Source organism: Bizionia paragorgiae (assembly GCF_900107625.1).
Taxonomy (GTDB): Bacteria; Bacteroidota; Bacteroidia; order Flavobacteriales; family Flavobacteriaceae; genus Bizionia; species Bizionia paragorgiae.
This window is the reverse complement of sequence record NZ_FNQK01000012.1, coordinates 22,951-38,380: the sequence shown is the minus strand read 5'-3', so window position 1 is coordinate 38,380 and position 15,430 is coordinate 22,951. Positions and strand designations below refer to the sequence as shown.

Sequence of the window (15,430 nt, the reverse complement as noted above, 5' to 3'; positions counted from 1 at the left end):
CGTTAAACGAGTTGGTCAAAGAGTAAAAATCGATCTGATTTTTATATCGAAAAAAACGAACTAAAATTTGGTGGAGGAGTATCTATTTCAGGATACAGCTTTAAAACTTTCGAAGAGTGAAAGTGTGTTTTCTGTTTTTGTAGCGGCCATTCCATCTGCTCTACGTGAATATTAACAATAGAAGATGCAAAAAACGCATCTAGAACAAGACGTTTGCTTACTTGTAAAGGGGTTTCTGTATTGGTTGATGATTGACTTTCTACGAGTTCTTTACGTAATTGACATTTACCATTACAACCTTGCTGGTCCTCTTTTTGAATACACAGTGTTTTAGCAATAAAGTCTTGGTTGATTACAAAATCACCAACAATAGCAAGTGTATTTATATTATGAGCTAATAATATAAATACTAAAACAAAGACTGTTATTTTACTTGCAATAGCAGAAACCATAATGCAAAGTTACAAGACACACTAGGAATTATGTATGATTTATATCATAAATTACTTCGATTAAAGCACTTTTTTATTATACATAAGCAGGATTCTTGTTAAGTGCAGAACAACCCAAACCGAAAGCATTATAAATCAAACAACAAGCTCCGAATTTATTCAAAAAAAACAGATTAAATACCATGGCTATAGAATCTAAATTCACACCTCCCGAACGAACACCTTTTCCAAATATATTTACACGAGTTTAATTAGTACACAGTAAAATAAGGATGTAGCCAACAGATAATTAACCACATTATAAACAAACCTTAAACGCTGTAGTTAAAAAAAATAAAGACCAGGAGTTAAATGAATTAACTACTGGTCTTTACTTTTGTATTTACAGCTCCTATTATTAGGAGTTAGTTTATTCTTCTAATGTTCTAAAATATTCTAAAACAGCTCTTGCATCTTCTTCAGAAAGATTTTGATTAACCATTGGCGAACCGTTAAATTCAGCTAACAGTTCTTTAGCTAACGGATCTTCTTTTACCATTTGCTCAGGATTTAAAATCATATTCATAATCCATTCTGGTGATCTACGATTTAAAATACCTGCTGGTGCTGGGCCAATAAACTTTTTATTTTCTCTATGGCAAGCGGTACACATTTGTTTAAATACGCCTTGTCCGCGCTCAACCATTTTCTGGTCTACCGGATTACTCAAATCTACAGAGGTAATAGGTCCGACACCCTTATTTACCAAGTCTACTTTTTTAGACGCTAAAACCACTTCATCCTTAGGCGCTGTAGTCTGCTCTATCGGCTCCTTTGTAGGGTAAGAGATTTTCTCTTTTTTCTTTTCTTCTTTACCACCACAACTCACGAGGAGTGTTAAACATAATACGGTAATAATTTTTAATGCTGATTTCATAATTTATTTAATTTATAAGACTTTTAATGATGTAAAAATAATACTATATGCCCTCGAAAAATATGATAAAAATCACTAAAAGGCTATTTCTCGTCGCATTATAAAAAAGCAAACTAACCTCTTAAATATAACGGCATGATAGCCAAAAGGTTTTAGAAATATACCCTTACAAAAGGCATCCAAGCGTTAGCATAGATACTTTTATCATCATCATATAAAAGATTATATCGTACACCCATAGTAACATTTTGCGTTCTAAAACCGGCTCCTAAAAACAATGCGGGATGCCAATACTCATCATCTTCAAATACGGGATTATCAAAATTACGAGTTACAAAAAACTCTTCAAACTCAGCCGATAATTGCAGTTCGCGAATAGGAGAAAACAATCCTATCAGACTCCCCCCAAAAACGGTAGATTTATAGAAATCTTTCCTTTTGGTATAGGTACCACTTAGTCCTACCCCCAATCCAAACATCGAATTAAATTCATAAATAGCACTTGGTGCCACCGTAGCACTAAAATAACCACTACCAGTACTCAATCCTAAACCACCTCCAAAACGAACATTTTGCCAAAAATTAGGACTGGATTCTTTGACAGTGAGCTGCGCACTTGCAACCCCACAAAACAAAGTGAACATTAATAATAAGAATGGTTTTTTAAGTAGAATAAATTTAAAATTCCTCATTTACCTGAAATTAAAATAAAAAGTTGTTATAAATATACTAAAAGTATGCCTACTTTTAGTAATTATTGTATTTTTGATAAAATTTTGTTGAAGCGAACCCGTCTTAAATTTTATAATGGATAAATATTCCTTTTTAAACGCAGCACATACAGCATACTTTGCTGATTTATATGACCAATATTTAGAAAACCCAGATTCAGTAGAGCCAAGTTGGAGAGCTTTTTTCCAAGGTTATGACTTTGGTAGTGAAAACTACAGCATGGAAGGCGACACTGTAGAAGAAGTGTCTTCTCAAGTCCCAGAACATGTTTTAAAAGAGTTCAAGGTTTTAAACTTAATCCACGGGTACAGATCTCGAGGTCATTTATTTACGAAAACCAATCCTGTTAGAGCACGTAGAAAATACGCTCCAACTCTAGAGATTGAAAACTTTGGATTATCATCTTCAGATTTAGAAACACGTTTCGATGCTGGAGAAATGTTAGGTTATGGTGGCCCTCAAACGCTACAAAAAATAATCGACCACTTAGAGCAAGTGTACTGTCACTCGATTGGTGTTGAGTACATGTATATTCGCAAACCTGAAGAGTTAAAATGGATTCAGGACAGACTTAATGTTGCCAACAACCAACCTAAGTTTTCTACTGACCAGAAAAAGCATATCCTTAGAAAATTAAACGAAGCTGTGTCTTTTGAAAGCTTTTTACATACCAAGTATGTCGGTCAAAAGCGTTTCTCATTAGAAGGTGGTGAAACTTTAATCCCAGCTTTAGATGCTGCTATTGAAAAAGCGGCCGAATATGGCGTTAAAGAGTTTGTAATGGGTATGGCTCACCGTGGGCGTTTAAGTACACTAACAAACATTTTTGGAAAATCGGCTAAAGACATTTTTAGCGAATTTGACGGAAAAGATTACGAAGAAAAAGTATTTGATGGTGATGTAAAATACCACCTGGGATGGACTAGTAATCGCGAAACAGAATCAGGAAAAGAAATTAACTTAAGCATTGCCCCTAACCCGTCTCACCTAGAAACTGTAGGCGCTGTTGTAGAGGGCATTGTAAGAGCTAAACAAGATAAATACTACAAAGACGATTTTAGTAAAGTATTACCTATTATTGTACATGGTGATGCTGCTATCGCAGGGCAAGGGTTAGTTTACGAATTAATTCAAATGGCTCAATTAGATGGTTATAAAACTAATGGTACGATTCATATTGTCGTTAATAACCAAATCGGTTTTACAACCAACTATTTAGATGCACGTTCTAGTACGTACTGTACCGACGTAGGTAAAGTTACTTTATCGCCGGTATTACACGTAAACGCCGATGATGCAGAAGCGGTAGTTCACGCCACTTTATTTGCTCTAGAATTTAGAATGCAATTTAAACGCGATGTATTTATCGATTTATTAGGTTATAGAAAATACGGTCATAATGAAGGTGACGAACCTCGTTTTACCCAACCTAAGTTATACAAAGCCATTGCCAAACACAGTAATCCGAGAGATATCTATGCTGCCAAGTTAATAGCAGAAGGGATTATTGACGAGAACCACGTTAAGCAATTAGAAAAAACATATAAAGACGCTCTAGAAGAAAAATTAGAAGATTCTAGAAAAGAAGATAAAACAGTGATTACCCCATTTATGCAAGACACGTGGAAAGATTTCGAGCGTGCTAACGAGCAGAAAATGATGGAACCTGTTGATACGACAACAAGCGTAGAAAAACTAGCAGAAATTACGAAAGTAATTTCCAATCTACCGAAAGACAAAAAGTTTATTCGTAAAATTGAACGTTTAATACAGTCTAGACAAAAAATGTTCGATGAGAACAAATTAGATTGGGCTATGGCCGAACATCTAGCTTATGGAACGCTCTTAGACGAAGGTTACGACGTTAGAATTTCAGGACAAGATGTAGAGCGTGGTACGTTCTCTCACCGTCACGCTGTAGTTAAAGTTGAAGATAGTGAAGAGGAAATCTTATTACTGAATCAGCTTAACGAAAAACAAGGAGAATTCCACATATTTAACTCCTTACTATCAGAGTATGGTGTGGTAGGATTTGATTATGGTTACGCTATGGCCAGTCCGAATACCTTAACCATATGGGAAGCTCAATTTGGAGATTTCAGTAATGGTGCTCAGATTATGTTAGACCAATATATTTCTGCTGCCGAAGCGAAATGGAAAACACAAAACGGATTAGTCATGTTATTACCTCATGGTTATGAGGGGCAAGGTGCAGAACACTCGTCTGGAAGAATGGAGCGTTACTTACAATTATGTGCTAAAGACAATATGTATATCGCCGATTGTACAACGCCAGAAAATATGTTCCATTTGTTAAGACGACAAATGAAATCTAATTTCAGAAAACCATTAATAGTATTCACACCAAAAAGTTTATTGCGTCACCCTAAATGTGTGTCTACAGTAGAAAGTTTTGCCAATGGATCATTTAAAATGGTAATAGATGACAATGTTAGCGATGTAAATAAAATAAAAACATTAGTTTTACTAACAGGAAAGTTTTATTACGATCTTGATGAAGAGCGCGAAAATCTTAAACGAGATGACGTAGCCTTGGTGAGAATCGAGCAACTTTTCCCGGTACCGACTGATGAGATTAAAGCTATTTTAGCGAAGTATAGCAATGCAGACGATATTGTTTGGGCACAAGAAGAGCCTAAAAATATGGGAGCATACAGTCATATGTTAATGCATTTAGATGAAGCTAGAAACTTCAGACTTGCATCGAGAAGACCTTACGGAGCACCAGCAGCTGGTAGCGCAGTAAGATCTAAAGCTAGACATAAAGAAGTTATCGATTATGTATTCGATAAAACAAAAAACAATCAGAGATAAAAGTCTTTGAATACATTAAAAAAGTAAAAACAAACAAAACATAAAATTACATTACGATGATTTTAGAAATGAAAGTGCCTTCTCCTGGAGAATCAATTACAGAAGTTGAAATAGCAGAATGGTTAGTACAAGATGGTGATTATGTTGAAAAAGACCAAGCCATTGCCGAGGTAGATAGCGATAAAGCAACCTTAGAACTTCCTGCAGAAGCTAGTGGTATTATTACTTTAAAAGCTGAAGAAGGAGACGCTGTAGAAGTTGGTCAAGTAGTCTGTTTAATAGACACGAGTGCTAGCAAACCTGAAGGCGCTTCATCGGATGCTCCATCAACTTTTGAAGGTGGTGATGAAGGTGGAAATACAAACGCTGAAAAAAACCTTGCTAAAGATCAAAAAGCAGCAGCCGATACGAATCCTAAAGCAGCTAATCCAGCAAAAGAAACTTACGCTTCTGGTGTAGCGAGTCCTGCAGCTAAAAAAGTATTAGCAGAAAAAGGAATCGATGCTAAAGCAGTTACCGGTACAGGTAAAGACGGACGTATTACTAAAGATGATGCTGTAAAAGCAGTACCTTCTATGGGAACACCTTCTGGTGGAAATAGAAGCTCTTCTAAGAGTAAAATGTCTATGTTACGTCGTAAAGTAGCAGAACGTTTAGTAGAAGCTAAAAACACAACGGCTATGTTAACCACATTTAATGAGGTTGATATGTCTCCAATTTTTGAGCTAAGAAAAGAATATAAAGAAGCTTTTAAAGCGAAGCATGGTGTTGGATTAGGATTTATGTCTTTCTTCACTTTAGCAGTAGTAAGAGCTTTAAAAATGTACCCAGCGGTTAACTCTATGATCGACGGAAAAGAAATGTTAACCTACGATTTCGTAGATGTTAGTATTGCTGTTTCTGGTCCTAAAGGATTAATGGTACCTGTAATAAGAAATGCAGAAAACTTATCGTTTAGAGGTGTTGAAGCAGAAGTAAAACGTTTAGCCTTAAGAGCTAGAGACGGACAAATTACTGTTGATGAAATGACAGGTGGTACATTTACGATCTCTAATGGTGGTGTCTTTGGTAGTATGCTATCGACTCCTATTATTAACCCACCTCAAAGTGGTATCTTAGGAATGCACAACATTGTTGAGCGCCCTGTAGCTATAGACGGACATGTGGAAATTAGACCTATCATGTTTGTAGCTTTATCTTACGACCACCGTATTATTGATGGTAAAGAAAGTGTTGGATTCTTAGTAGCTGTTAAAGAAGCCTTAGAAAACCCAACTGAACTATTAATGGATAACGATATTAAAAGAGCTTTAGAGCTTTAATAATATCTCACTCACTTATATAAATAAAAAAGCATCCTTTTCAGGATGCTTTTTTTATGACTTATAGTTATTTTCGGATAGTACCTGATTTCTAAATAAAGTATGCCTTTACCTAAGCTACTGATGCTACCTTTTAAAAGGACAAAAAAAAAGTACCCTACATACGTAAGGCACTTTTTTCTAACATTAAAATTAAAAATTACGAACCACACATTAAGCAGTCGTCGCCTTCGGCTTCTTTTGCTTGTGCAATTAGTGCTTTCATTTCTTCAGGAGATAAGGGCTCTGTACTTACAGTCACCTCTTTTTCCTTAGCAAATTTAGCAGCAGTCTCCGCTGCTTGTTGTTGTTTTTGTTCTATAGGTGCACTTACTTTCTCTTCAACAGCCACGGGCTCTTGTTTTTTAGCGCGCGTTACAGTGAATTTCTTCGCGTCTACGGCACTCTTTGTACGTAAGTAATACATCCCAGTCTTTAGTCCGCTTTTCCAAGCGTAGAAGTGCATAGACGTTAATTTAGCCATAGTTGCTCCTTCTAAGAATAAGTTTAGTGATTGCGATTGATCGATAAAGTACCCACGTTGGCGCGACATATCAATAATGTCTTTCATACTCATCTCCCATACTGTTTTATACAACTCTTTAATATCCGCAGGAATACTATCTACATGTTGAATAGACCCGTTAGCTCTCATGATTTCGTTTTTTAACTCATCATTCCATAAGCCCAATTCTACCAAATCTTCTAATAAGTGTTTGTTAACTACAATAAACTCACCAGACAGTACACGTCGCGTATAGATATTTGAGGTATACGGTTCGAAACATTCGTTATTTCCTAAAATCTGAGAGGTCGAAGCTGTTGGCATAGGCGCTACTAATAACGAGTTACGCACTCCGTGTTCTAACACTTGCTCACGTAATTTTGCCCAATCCCAGCGACCACTTAAATCTTCCTCTTTTACTCCCCAAAGGTTAAATTGAAATTGCCCTTGACTAATAGGACTTCCCTCATAAGTTTGGTATGGCCCATCTTGCATAGCCTCTTCCATACTTGCCGTTACCGCAGCGAAGTAAAGTGTTTCAAATATATCGTGATTTAAAGCTTTCGCTTCATCACTAGTAAACGGTAAACGTAATTTTATAAAAGCATCCGCTAAACCTTGCACACCTAAACCAACTGGTCTATGGCGGAAGTTAGAATTTTCTGCTTCTTTTACCGGGTAATAATTTCTATCAATAACACGGTTTAGGTTTTTTGTTACACGCTTTGTAATGCGGAATAATTCTTTATGATCGAACGCTCCGTTTTTAACAAACATAGGTAAGGCAATCGACGCTAAGTTACAAACAGCAACCTCATCTGGAGAGGTATATTCCATAATCTCCGTACATAAATTTGAAGAACGAATAGTTCCTAAATTCTTCTGATTCGATTTGCGATTTGCGGCATCTTTATACAACATATACGGCGTACCGGTTTCGATTTGAGATTCTAATATTTTCTCCCAAAGCTCACGCGCTTTTATGGTTTTACGCCCTTTACCTTCCGTTTCGTATTTGGTATATAAAGCATCAAACTCCTCACTGTGTACATCGCATAGTCCAGGACATTCGTTAGGACACATTAAGGTCCACTCGCCATTTTGCTCCACACGCTTCATAAACAAATCTGGCATCCACATCGCGTAGAATAAATCTCTTGCACGCAATTCCTCGGCACCGTGGTTTTTCTTTAAATCTAAGAAACTCATAATATCGGCATGCCATGGCTCGATATACATAGCAAAACTTCCTTTGCGTTTTCCTCCTCCTTGATCTACGTAACGCGCTGTATCGTTAAATACTTTTAACATAGGTACTATTCCATTACTCGTACCGTTTGTACCGGCAATGTAACTTCCTGTAGCACGCACATTATGAATAGACAACCCGATACCCCCTGCCGATTGCGAGATTTTTGCTGTCTGCTTTAAAGTATCGTAAATACCATCTATACTATCGTCTTTTACAGTTAGTAAGAAACAAGAAGACATTTGCGGTTTTGGCGTACCCGAATTAAATAAGGTAGGCGTCGCGTGTGTAAAGTATTTTTTAGACATTAACTCGTAGGTCTCAAGGGCTGCATCTAAATCGTTTAAATGAATTCCTATCGACACACGCATTAACATATGTTGTGGTCTCTCGACTATTTTACCGTTTAATTTTAATAGGTAAGAACGCTCTAAGGTTTTAAAGCCAAAATAATCATAACCAAAATCACGGTTATAAATTATCGCAGAGTCTAATTTATCTTTATTGTCTTCAATAACCTTATAAACCTCATCAGATAATAAAGGCGAGTGCTTTCCTGTTCTATCATTAACGTAGGTATACAAGTCATGCATCACCTCACTAAACGTTTTCTTGGTGTTTTTATGTAAGTTAGACACCGAGATACGTGCTGCTAAACGCGCATAATCAGGGTGTGCAGTAGTCATTGTAGCTGCTTGCTCTGCTGCTAGATTATCAAGCTCACTAGTTGTTACACCATCATACAATCCTTCTATAACACGCATTGCCACCTTTACCGGATCTACTAATTCATTTAAACCGTAACATAATTTTCTCACTCTAGCAGTGATTTTATCAAACATTATCGGCTCTTTTCTTCCATCTCTTTTTAATACAAACATACTTTACGATTTAGTTTCATTTTCTGATGTTTTTTCAGAAAAGGGGTTAATTGGGTATTCTAATACAATAACTAACTGATTAATAGCGTGTTATTATTTACTAGTTTAATTACAAGTGTAGTCGCTATTCGTAATAAATTACGCTAGCACCACGATGTGATCTATTGAATAGGCCTTCCGAATTTAAAAATCGAAATCCATATTGTATTTGTCTTCGTCGTCTCCTTTATTAATATCCATAACGCCGGCTTTTTGATAATCCCCTACACGTTTTTCAAAGAAGTTGGTTTTTCCCTGTAGAGAAATCATATCCATAAAATCGAATGGATTTGCAGTATTAAACTCCTTCTCACATCCTAAGTCCTGTAATAATCCGTCGGTAACAAACTCTAAATACTGCGTCATTAATTTCGAATTCATCCCTATTAAACTTACAGGTAACGATTCGGTAATAAACTCACGTTCTATATTAAGTGCATCGACAAGAATCTCTCTAATACGATCTTTAGGTACTTTATTTACTAAATGATTTTCGTGTAAGTGCACAGCAAAATCACAATGCATTCCTTCATCCCTAGAGATCAACTCGTTAGAGAAGGTTAAACCAGGCATTAAACCACGTTTTTTTAACCAAAAGATAGAACAGAACGACCCAGAAAAGAAAATACCTTCAACGGCTGCGAAAGCAATTAATCGTTCAGAAAAACTTGGAGATTCAATCCATTTTAAAGCCCACTCTGCTTTTCTTTTAATTGCAGGAAATGTTTCGATAGCGTTAAAAAGATTAGATTTTTCAGTCTCGTCTTTAACATAGGTATCAATTAACAGAGAATAGGTTTCACTGTGAATATTCTCCATCATGATTTGAAAACCATAAAAGAACTTAGCTTCACTATACTGAACCTCATTAACAAAGTTTTCGGCTAAGTTTTCGTTTACAATACCATCACTAGCTGCAAAAAAAGCAAGAATATGCTTTATAAAATAACGCTCGTCATCATTTAATTTATTTGTCCAATCCGATAAATCTTGGTGCAAATCAATTTCCTCTGCTGTCCAAATACTCGCTTGAGACTTTTTATACCATTCCCATAGATCGTGATGTTGAATAGGAAATATTACAAATCTATCTTTATTTTCTTGTAAAATTGGTTCGAGTTCTTGAGACATTTTATAGGATATGTTTTATAACTATTAGACGTAAATTTTAATTATTCTAGCGACAAACAAAGATTGAAAATTACATCTGATTTTAAAAGCAAAATAAGCGATAAACACGATAAGTTTTTAACATCGATTGTTGAAATGTAGGGCTACAAGGTGGTTTTATTGAGTTACCTGCCATTTTAAAATTTTAATGAAAAAACATTATAAAATCAAGTTTATTTAAAGTATGTTTACGGCCATTATCATACCCTTTATTAGCTAATACATTAGCTCATTTTAGCTGCTTTTTCACACCTAAAAACCGGCTAGCCGCATCATCTACACCTGCAGGCAATCTTTGTGCAAAACCAAGAATGTTTGCCCGTTTTAATCCCGAAATAATCATTTGCAACATTTAAAAAAGCTAGCGACCGACTAATCACACATTTTTTTCATCCATTTACACATAAAAATTAAAAGTCTCAATTATTAATTTTATATTTAAGTAGAATTATATATTAAAAGTATCATGCTTAAAGCAGTTATTGTAGACGACGAACCAAAAGCGATCGAAGGATTATCCTGGGAGCTTAAAAATTATAGCAACGACATAGAGATTATTAAAACATTTTCTGTGCCGGAAGAGGCGCTTACATACCTAAAAAAAGTCACTCCAGACTGCTTATTCTTAGACATACAAATGCCAACTATGGATGGCTTTCAGTTTTTAGAGCAGCTAGACTCTAAGAATATCGCGATTATCATCACCTCGGCTTACGACGAATATGCTATTCGAGCTTTAAAAAAAGAGGCCCTGGATTACTTATTAAAACCTATTGACGCCGATGACCTCAAGGAAACCATTTTAAAAATTAGGAAATACAAAACTCGAGTCTCTACGACCGATAAGCTTGAAGACATATTAATCAATTTCACAAATACCAACAACAAAAAGAAAATCACTATCAACACCGATGGTAAATTACTTTTCCTTGATTTAGAAGATATTTTATTTGTAGAATCCGACGGCAATTACAGCACGCTGTTTTTAGCAAACAATCAAAAGTTAGTGGTGACAAAAAAGCTAAAAGAGGTCAATTTACTACTTCCTGAAGAGTCCTTTTTTAGAATTCACAATTCGTTTATCGTTAACATGGGGAAAATCAAAGAATACATAAAAACTGAAGGTTATGTGATTATGGAAAGCAATCATAAAATTCCAGTAGCGCGCCAACGCAAATCAGATTTTTTAGAAAAACTATAATGCTAAACTCTCCACCATCTTTTTCTATACTCGCGCTTAAAAACCAGCTTTTAACTCTTGCACTTCTCGTATCTACTTTAGGATTCTCCCAGAGTTCTAAACCTCAATTTTCGGTCATTGCCGACAGCCTAATAAAAGTAAATCACAAAGCGTTTAACGACTTAGATTATGCGATTTACAGAAATAAATACGACACCCTAAAAATGAAGATTTTTGCAGAGCGAAGTGCAGAAAAAAACTACCCTCAAGGGGAAGCTTTTGCACATATCATGCTGGGCAACCAATACAGAAACAAATCTTTATTTAAAAAATCGAAAGCCGCTTTAAACAAAGCCTTAACTATTTCTAAAGAAAAGAAACTTATAGAATTTCATATCGTGAGCTTGAATATGCTTGGTGTTGTAGAGCGTAGATTAGACAATATTAAAAGCGCATTGGCTTACCACCAAAACGCCTTACAACTCGCCGAGCAGCATCCGGAAAAAACGAAAAGCATCCAAAAAAGCATCGCTGTTAGTTACAATAGCATGGGTAACATTTATCTCAGTCTAAAACAATACGACTTAGCCCTACAAGTGTTTAACAACTCTTTGAAAATCGAAAAAGAAGCCAATAACTATCTCGGCCTAGCCATAAACTACCATAATATAGGCGCTATTTACGAAGAGCAAAACCAACTTAGCACAGCCTTAGAGAATTATAAAATCTCGTTATCTTATAACGAGAAAATAAACTCCGATGTAGGACGTGTTATTTGCAATACCAGTATCGGTTCTATTTATATTAAGCAGAACAAACCGGAAGCCGCCCTAAAAATCATAGCACCTACAATTCCACTAGCCGAAAAAAACCAAGACCAGTTTTATATTGCCTTTGCCTATAACACCCTCGGTTGGGCTCACCTTAAACTCAACCGTTTAGAGCTTGCTGAAATTTGGCTAACTAAAGGCTTAAACGTTGCCGAAGACTACAAACTAAAATCGTCTATCGCCGATGCCTATCTCCATTTATCAGAGTTAAACGAGAAAAAAAATGATTTCGAACTGAGTTTAAAACAATACAAAAAAGCCATCAAACTCAACCAAAGTATTATAAGTGAAAAAAATGCACAATTTGTAAGCTCCCTGCGGTTACAGTATGAAACAGAGAAGAAAAACAACCAAATACAAGCCTTAGCGAGCGAAAATGAAATTGTAAAATTACGATTAGAAGAAAATAAAAAGACGGGACTTTTTATCTTATCGGGATTACTCGCGCTGGGAATCGCCTTGTTTTTTATTAATAGGCACCAACAACTTAAAAGTGAAAAAATGATTCTAACTCTAGAGCAAGACATGCTCCGGAATCAAATGAATCCGCATTTTATCTTTAATTCTTTAAACTCGATAAAATTATACATCATTAACAACGAGAAGGAAAATGCAATTTACTACCTAACAAAATTCTCTAAGTTTATTCGTAAAATCCTGATCGCTTCTACCGAGAAGCAAATTTCTATTGCCGAGGAACTAGAAACCATGAACTTGTATATGAACATCGAAAACATCCGGTTTTCAAATAAAATAAATTACGAAACCATTATCGATCCCACAGTAAATGTCGACAGCTTAAAAGTCCCTTCCTTGGTCTTACAGCCATTTTTAGAAAATGCATTATGGCACGGTTTATCACCAAAAAAAGGCGACAAAAGCATCACTGTTCATGTCTATCAATCGAAAAAGGATTATGTTTCTATTTCCATTACCGATAATGGTATAGGACGCATAGCATCGAAAACCATTAAAGAAAACAAGATATTAAAACGAAAATCTTTAGGTATAGGCATTACAAAACAGCGTCTTGAAAATTTCTCACAACGCTATGTACATTCTTACACGATCTCTATTGAAGATTTATACGAAAACAACAAACCTACGGGAACAAAAATCACCTTAAACATCCCTACAAAAGAGATTAAAAAATTACGCTGATTTTGAGATTAGCGATTAAAAGTAGCTGCCACTTTTTCTAGCTCTGCATACCAATCTTCACCAAACTTTCTAATAAGAGCCTCTTTTACAAATTTATAAACAGGCACTTGAAGCTCCTTCCCTAATGAACAGGCATCATCACAGATATCCCATTTTTCGTAATTAACGGCAGAAAACTCACTATAGTCTTTAATTCTAATCGGATACAGATGGCAAGATACTGGTTTTTTCCAGGTGGTATCACCTTGATTATACGCTTCCTCTAAAGCACACAAAGCCGTCTTTTTTTCATCAAAAATAACATAGGCACAGTCGGCACCATTAATAAGCGGAGTTTCGAATTCGCCAAACTCAGATACCGTAAATGTACCTTGAGCCTCTATAGCATCAATCCCTTCTTGACGTAAATAAGGTTTTACTTTAGGGTAAACGTCCTCTAAAATTTCCGTTTCCTCTTTTGTTAATGGCGCTCCTGCATCGCCATCGATACAACAAGCCCCTTTACAAGCGGATAAATTACAAACAAAATCTTTTTCTATTATAGCTTCAGAAACTATAGTTTTCCCCAACTGGAACATACATCGTAAGTGTTAAATACGCTGCAAATATAATGCTTAATTAAAAGATTATAGAGAGAATTTCAAACTCTTTAATTTTATGTATTCCTAAGCATTTATCTGATTTTATTAGATTAGTTTTGCATAAATTTTAAACGCCAGTTAGCATGGAATTAAATTTCAAAGAAATATTCACAGCTTTTATGATTTTATTTGCGGTTATAGATATCGTAGGTAACATTCCAATTATCATTGATTTACGAAAAAAAGTAGGTCACATACAAAGCGAAAAGGCCTCTATTATTGCAGGAATCATATTAATATCCTTTTTATTTTTAGGAAAAAGCATATTAAATCTTATCGGTATCGACGTGAGCTCGTTTGCTGTAGCCGGTGCCTTTATATTATTTTTTATAGCCCTAGAAATGATCTTAGGAATAACGCTTTATAAGGAAGATGACTCGAGCCCGATGACTGCTTCGGTATTTCCTTTAGCCTTCCCTTTAATTGCTGGACCAGGAAGTTTAACAACTTTATTATCTTTACGTGCCGAGTTTAACATCCAGAATATTATTGTTGCCGTAATACTTAACGTTATAGTTATCTATATTGTTTTAAAAACCTCAAAACGTATAGAGCGTATTATTGGTCCTAACGGAATTAGTATTGTTAGAAAAGTTTTTGGTGTTATATTACTAGCCATTGCAGTAAAATTATTTGCTCACAATATTAAAGTTCTTTTTGCTTAAATTTACATTATGAAAATTTTTACTTACATATTATCAGCTCTAGCTATTGCACTTGTTATTTTTAACGCTACAAAATTAGATTTCACTAATCTTTTAGAAGGCGAAAGTGTTGTTGCTTTAATTACTATGCTTGCCGCATTATGCGCTTTATTATTATTACAAATATTACGCATCTCTAAAGCGATAGAAAAAAAATCGAAACACTAATGCTAGACACGTTAATAATTGGTGGTGGTGCAGCAGGCCTCTCTTGCGCTTTAGTTTTAGGCTCTGGTTTAAAAAAACCTTTTGCCGAAGGTAAACAAGTAGCGATTATTATACACCAAAAGGCATCGCATTTACAAACTGCTAAATTTAATAATGTTCTAGGCCTAAAACCTGGAACTACAGGCGCTTCTATATTATCGGAAGGCAAAAAACAACTTGCCGATCTTTACCCTGAAGTACAACAAATTGAAAATGAAAAAGTAACGGCAGTAACTAAAACTGGCGAAACGTATACGGTTACGACCAATAAAAGCACCTACACATCAAAAATCGTGGTGATTGCTGTGGGGTATACCAACCTCATCACCATTAAAGGCTTAGAGCCTTATATAAAATCGCATCCTAGAGCAGCTATTTCTAAAGACCGTATCTGGCTAGAAAATACCGATCATCTTATAGAAAACGGGTTATATGTGGCGGGGACTTTAGCAGGATGGAGAAGTCAGTTCTCTATTGCCGCTGGAAGTGGTGCTCATGTGGCTACCGATATATTAACACTATGGAATAACGGCAGACATACCAAGGTACACGACAAAATCTAAAGAC

13 protein-coding genes are annotated in these 15,430 nt (G+C 35.6%); 7 read left to right on the top strand and 6 right to left on the bottom strand.

Going from position 1 to position 15,430, the window contains the following annotated elements:
• Nucleotides 1-41 precede the first annotated feature (41 nt).
• The 3 genes from BLV64_RS09795 to BLV64_RS09785 all read right to left on the bottom strand — a co-directional run bounded on the left by BLV64_RS09795 (nt 42) and on the right by BLV64_RS09785 (nt 2,060).
• Nucleotides 42-452 (bottom strand): hypothetical protein, encoded by a 411-nt coding sequence (locus BLV64_RS09795; RefSeq protein WP_092134666.1) that lies wholly within the window; start codon nt 450-452, stop codon nt 42-44.
• 409 nt (nt 453-861) lie between these two features.
• A complete protein-coding gene (locus BLV64_RS09790) occupies nt 862-1,368 on the bottom strand; it encodes a c-type cytochrome (RefSeq protein ID WP_092134663.1) in 507 nt (168 codons plus the stop codon).
• Nucleotides 1,369-1,520: 152 nt separating this feature from the next.
• On the bottom strand, nt 1,521-2,060 hold the full coding sequence (locus BLV64_RS09785) for an alpha-ketoglutarate decarboxylase (protein ID WP_245705897.1): 540 nt from the start codon (nt 2,058-2,060) through the stop codon (nt 1,521-1,523).
• A 115-nt stretch (nt 2,061-2,175) separates the two neighbouring features.
• On the opposite strand from BLV64_RS09785, the gene BLV64_RS09780 reads away from it, so the two are divergent.
• Nucleotides 2,176-4,935: a 2-oxoglutarate dehydrogenase E1 component gene (locus BLV64_RS09780; RefSeq protein WP_092134658.1), complete on the top strand. Its 2,760-nt coding sequence runs from the start codon at nt 2,176-2,178 to the stop codon at nt 4,933-4,935.
• Nucleotides 4,936-4,991: 56 nt separating this feature from the next.
• The gene (gene odhB, locus BLV64_RS09775; protein WP_092134655.1) at nt 4,992-6,257 is read left to right on the top strand and encodes a 2-oxoglutarate dehydrogenase complex dihydrolipoyllysine-residue succinyltransferase; all 1,266 of its coding nucleotides are present in this window, start codon (nt 4,992-4,994) and stop codon (nt 6,255-6,257) included.
• A gap of 199 nt (nt 6,258-6,456) precedes the next feature.
• Here odhB and BLV64_RS09770 read toward each other — a convergent pair whose 3' ends face one another.
• Entirely contained in the window at nt 6,457-8,931 is a 2,475-nt protein-coding gene (locus BLV64_RS09770; protein WP_092134652.1) for a ribonucleoside-diphosphate reductase subunit alpha, read from the bottom strand.
• Nucleotides 8,932-9,114: 183 nt separating this feature from the next.
• Nucleotides 9,115-10,101 (bottom strand): ribonucleotide-diphosphate reductase subunit beta, encoded by a 987-nt coding sequence (locus BLV64_RS09765; protein WP_092134649.1) that lies wholly within the window; start codon nt 10,099-10,101, stop codon nt 9,115-9,117.
• Between the two features lie 505 nt (nt 10,102-10,606).
• Between BLV64_RS09765 and BLV64_RS09760 the strand changes: the two genes are divergently transcribed.
• Both BLV64_RS09760 and BLV64_RS09755 read left to right on the top strand, forming a co-directional pair.
• On the top strand, nt 10,607-11,341 hold the full coding sequence (locus BLV64_RS09760; protein WP_092134647.1) for a LytR/AlgR family response regulator transcription factor: 735 nt from the start codon (nt 10,607-10,609) through the stop codon (nt 11,339-11,341).
• A complete protein-coding gene (locus tag BLV64_RS09755) occupies nt 11,341-13,311 on the top strand; it encodes a tetratricopeptide repeat-containing sensor histidine kinase (RefSeq protein ID WP_092134644.1) in 1,971 nt (656 codons plus the stop codon). The genes BLV64_RS09760 and BLV64_RS09755 overlap by 1 nt, the downstream gene beginning before the upstream one ends.
• An 8-nt stretch (nt 13,312-13,319) precedes the next feature.
• Here BLV64_RS09755 and BLV64_RS09750 read toward each other — a convergent pair whose 3' ends face one another.
• On the bottom strand, nt 13,320-13,889 hold the full coding sequence (locus tag BLV64_RS09750; RefSeq protein WP_092134641.1) for a DUF3109 family protein: 570 nt from the start codon (nt 13,887-13,889) through the stop codon (nt 13,320-13,322).
• Between the two features lie 146 nt (nt 13,890-14,035).
• Here BLV64_RS09750 and BLV64_RS09745 point away from each other — a divergent pair, with 146 nt between their 5' ends.
• From BLV64_RS09745 to BLV64_RS09735, 3 genes are read left to right on the top strand one after another with little or no spacing between them, the layout of a single operon-like run.
• Nucleotides 14,036-14,617 (top strand): MarC family protein, encoded by a 582-nt coding sequence (locus tag BLV64_RS09745; protein WP_092134638.1) that lies wholly within the window; start codon nt 14,036-14,038, stop codon nt 14,615-14,617.
• 9 nt (nt 14,618-14,626) lie between these two features.
• Nucleotides 14,627-14,824 carry a hypothetical protein gene (locus BLV64_RS09740; RefSeq protein ID WP_092134635.1) on the top strand — a complete coding sequence of 66 codons (198 nt, stop codon included), beginning with the start codon at nt 14,627-14,629 and terminating at the stop codon, nt 14,822-14,824.
• Nucleotides 14,824-15,426: an FAD-dependent oxidoreductase gene (locus BLV64_RS09735; RefSeq protein WP_092134632.1), complete on the top strand. Its 603-nt coding sequence runs from the start codon at nt 14,824-14,826 to the stop codon at nt 15,424-15,426. Before BLV64_RS09740 ends, BLV64_RS09735 begins: the two co-directional genes overlap by 1 nt.
• Nucleotides 15,427-15,430: the final 4 nt, after the last annotated feature.

Excerpts from the sequence above, each read along its gene's own strand:
- BLV64_RS09795 (WP_092134666.1), bottom strand. The coding sequence starts at position 452 with ATGGTTTCTGCTATTGCAAGTAAAATAACAGTCTTTGTTTTAGTATTT.
- BLV64_RS09790 (WP_092134663.1), bottom strand. The coding sequence starts at position 1,368 with ATGAAATCAGCATTAAAAATTATTACCGTATTATGTTTAACACTCCTC.
- BLV64_RS09785 (WP_245705897.1), bottom strand. The coding sequence starts at position 2,060 with ATGAGGAATTTTAAATTTATTCTACTTAAAAAACCATTCTTATTATTA.
- BLV64_RS09780 (WP_092134658.1), top strand. The coding sequence starts at position 2,176 with ATGGATAAATATTCCTTTTTAAACGCAGCACATACAGCATACTTTGCT.
- odhB (WP_092134655.1), top strand. The coding sequence starts at position 4,992 with ATGATTTTAGAAATGAAAGTGCCTTCTCCTGGAGAATCAATTACAGAA.
- BLV64_RS09770 (WP_092134652.1), bottom strand. The coding sequence starts at position 8,931 with ATGTTTGTATTAAAAAGAGATGGAAGAAAAGAGCCGATAATGTTTGAT.
- BLV64_RS09765 (WP_092134649.1), bottom strand. The coding sequence starts at position 10,101 with ATGTCTCAAGAACTCGAACCAATTTTACAAGAAAATAAAGATAGATTT.
- BLV64_RS09760 (WP_092134647.1), top strand. The coding sequence starts at position 10,607 with ATGCTTAAAGCAGTTATTGTAGACGACGAACCAAAAGCGATCGAAGGA.
- BLV64_RS09755 (WP_092134644.1), top strand. The coding sequence starts at position 11,341 with ATGCTAAACTCTCCACCATCTTTTTCTATACTCGCGCTTAAAAACCAG.
- BLV64_RS09750 (WP_092134641.1), bottom strand. The coding sequence starts at position 13,889 with ATGTTCCAGTTGGGGAAAACTATAGTTTCTGAAGCTATAATAGAAAAA.
- BLV64_RS09745 (WP_092134638.1), top strand. The coding sequence starts at position 14,036 with ATGGAATTAAATTTCAAAGAAATATTCACAGCTTTTATGATTTTATTT.
- BLV64_RS09740 (WP_092134635.1), top strand. The coding sequence starts at position 14,627 with ATGAAAATTTTTACTTACATATTATCAGCTCTAGCTATTGCACTTGTT.
- BLV64_RS09735 (WP_092134632.1), top strand. The coding sequence starts at position 14,824 with ATGCTAGACACGTTAATAATTGGTGGTGGTGCAGCAGGCCTCTCTTGC.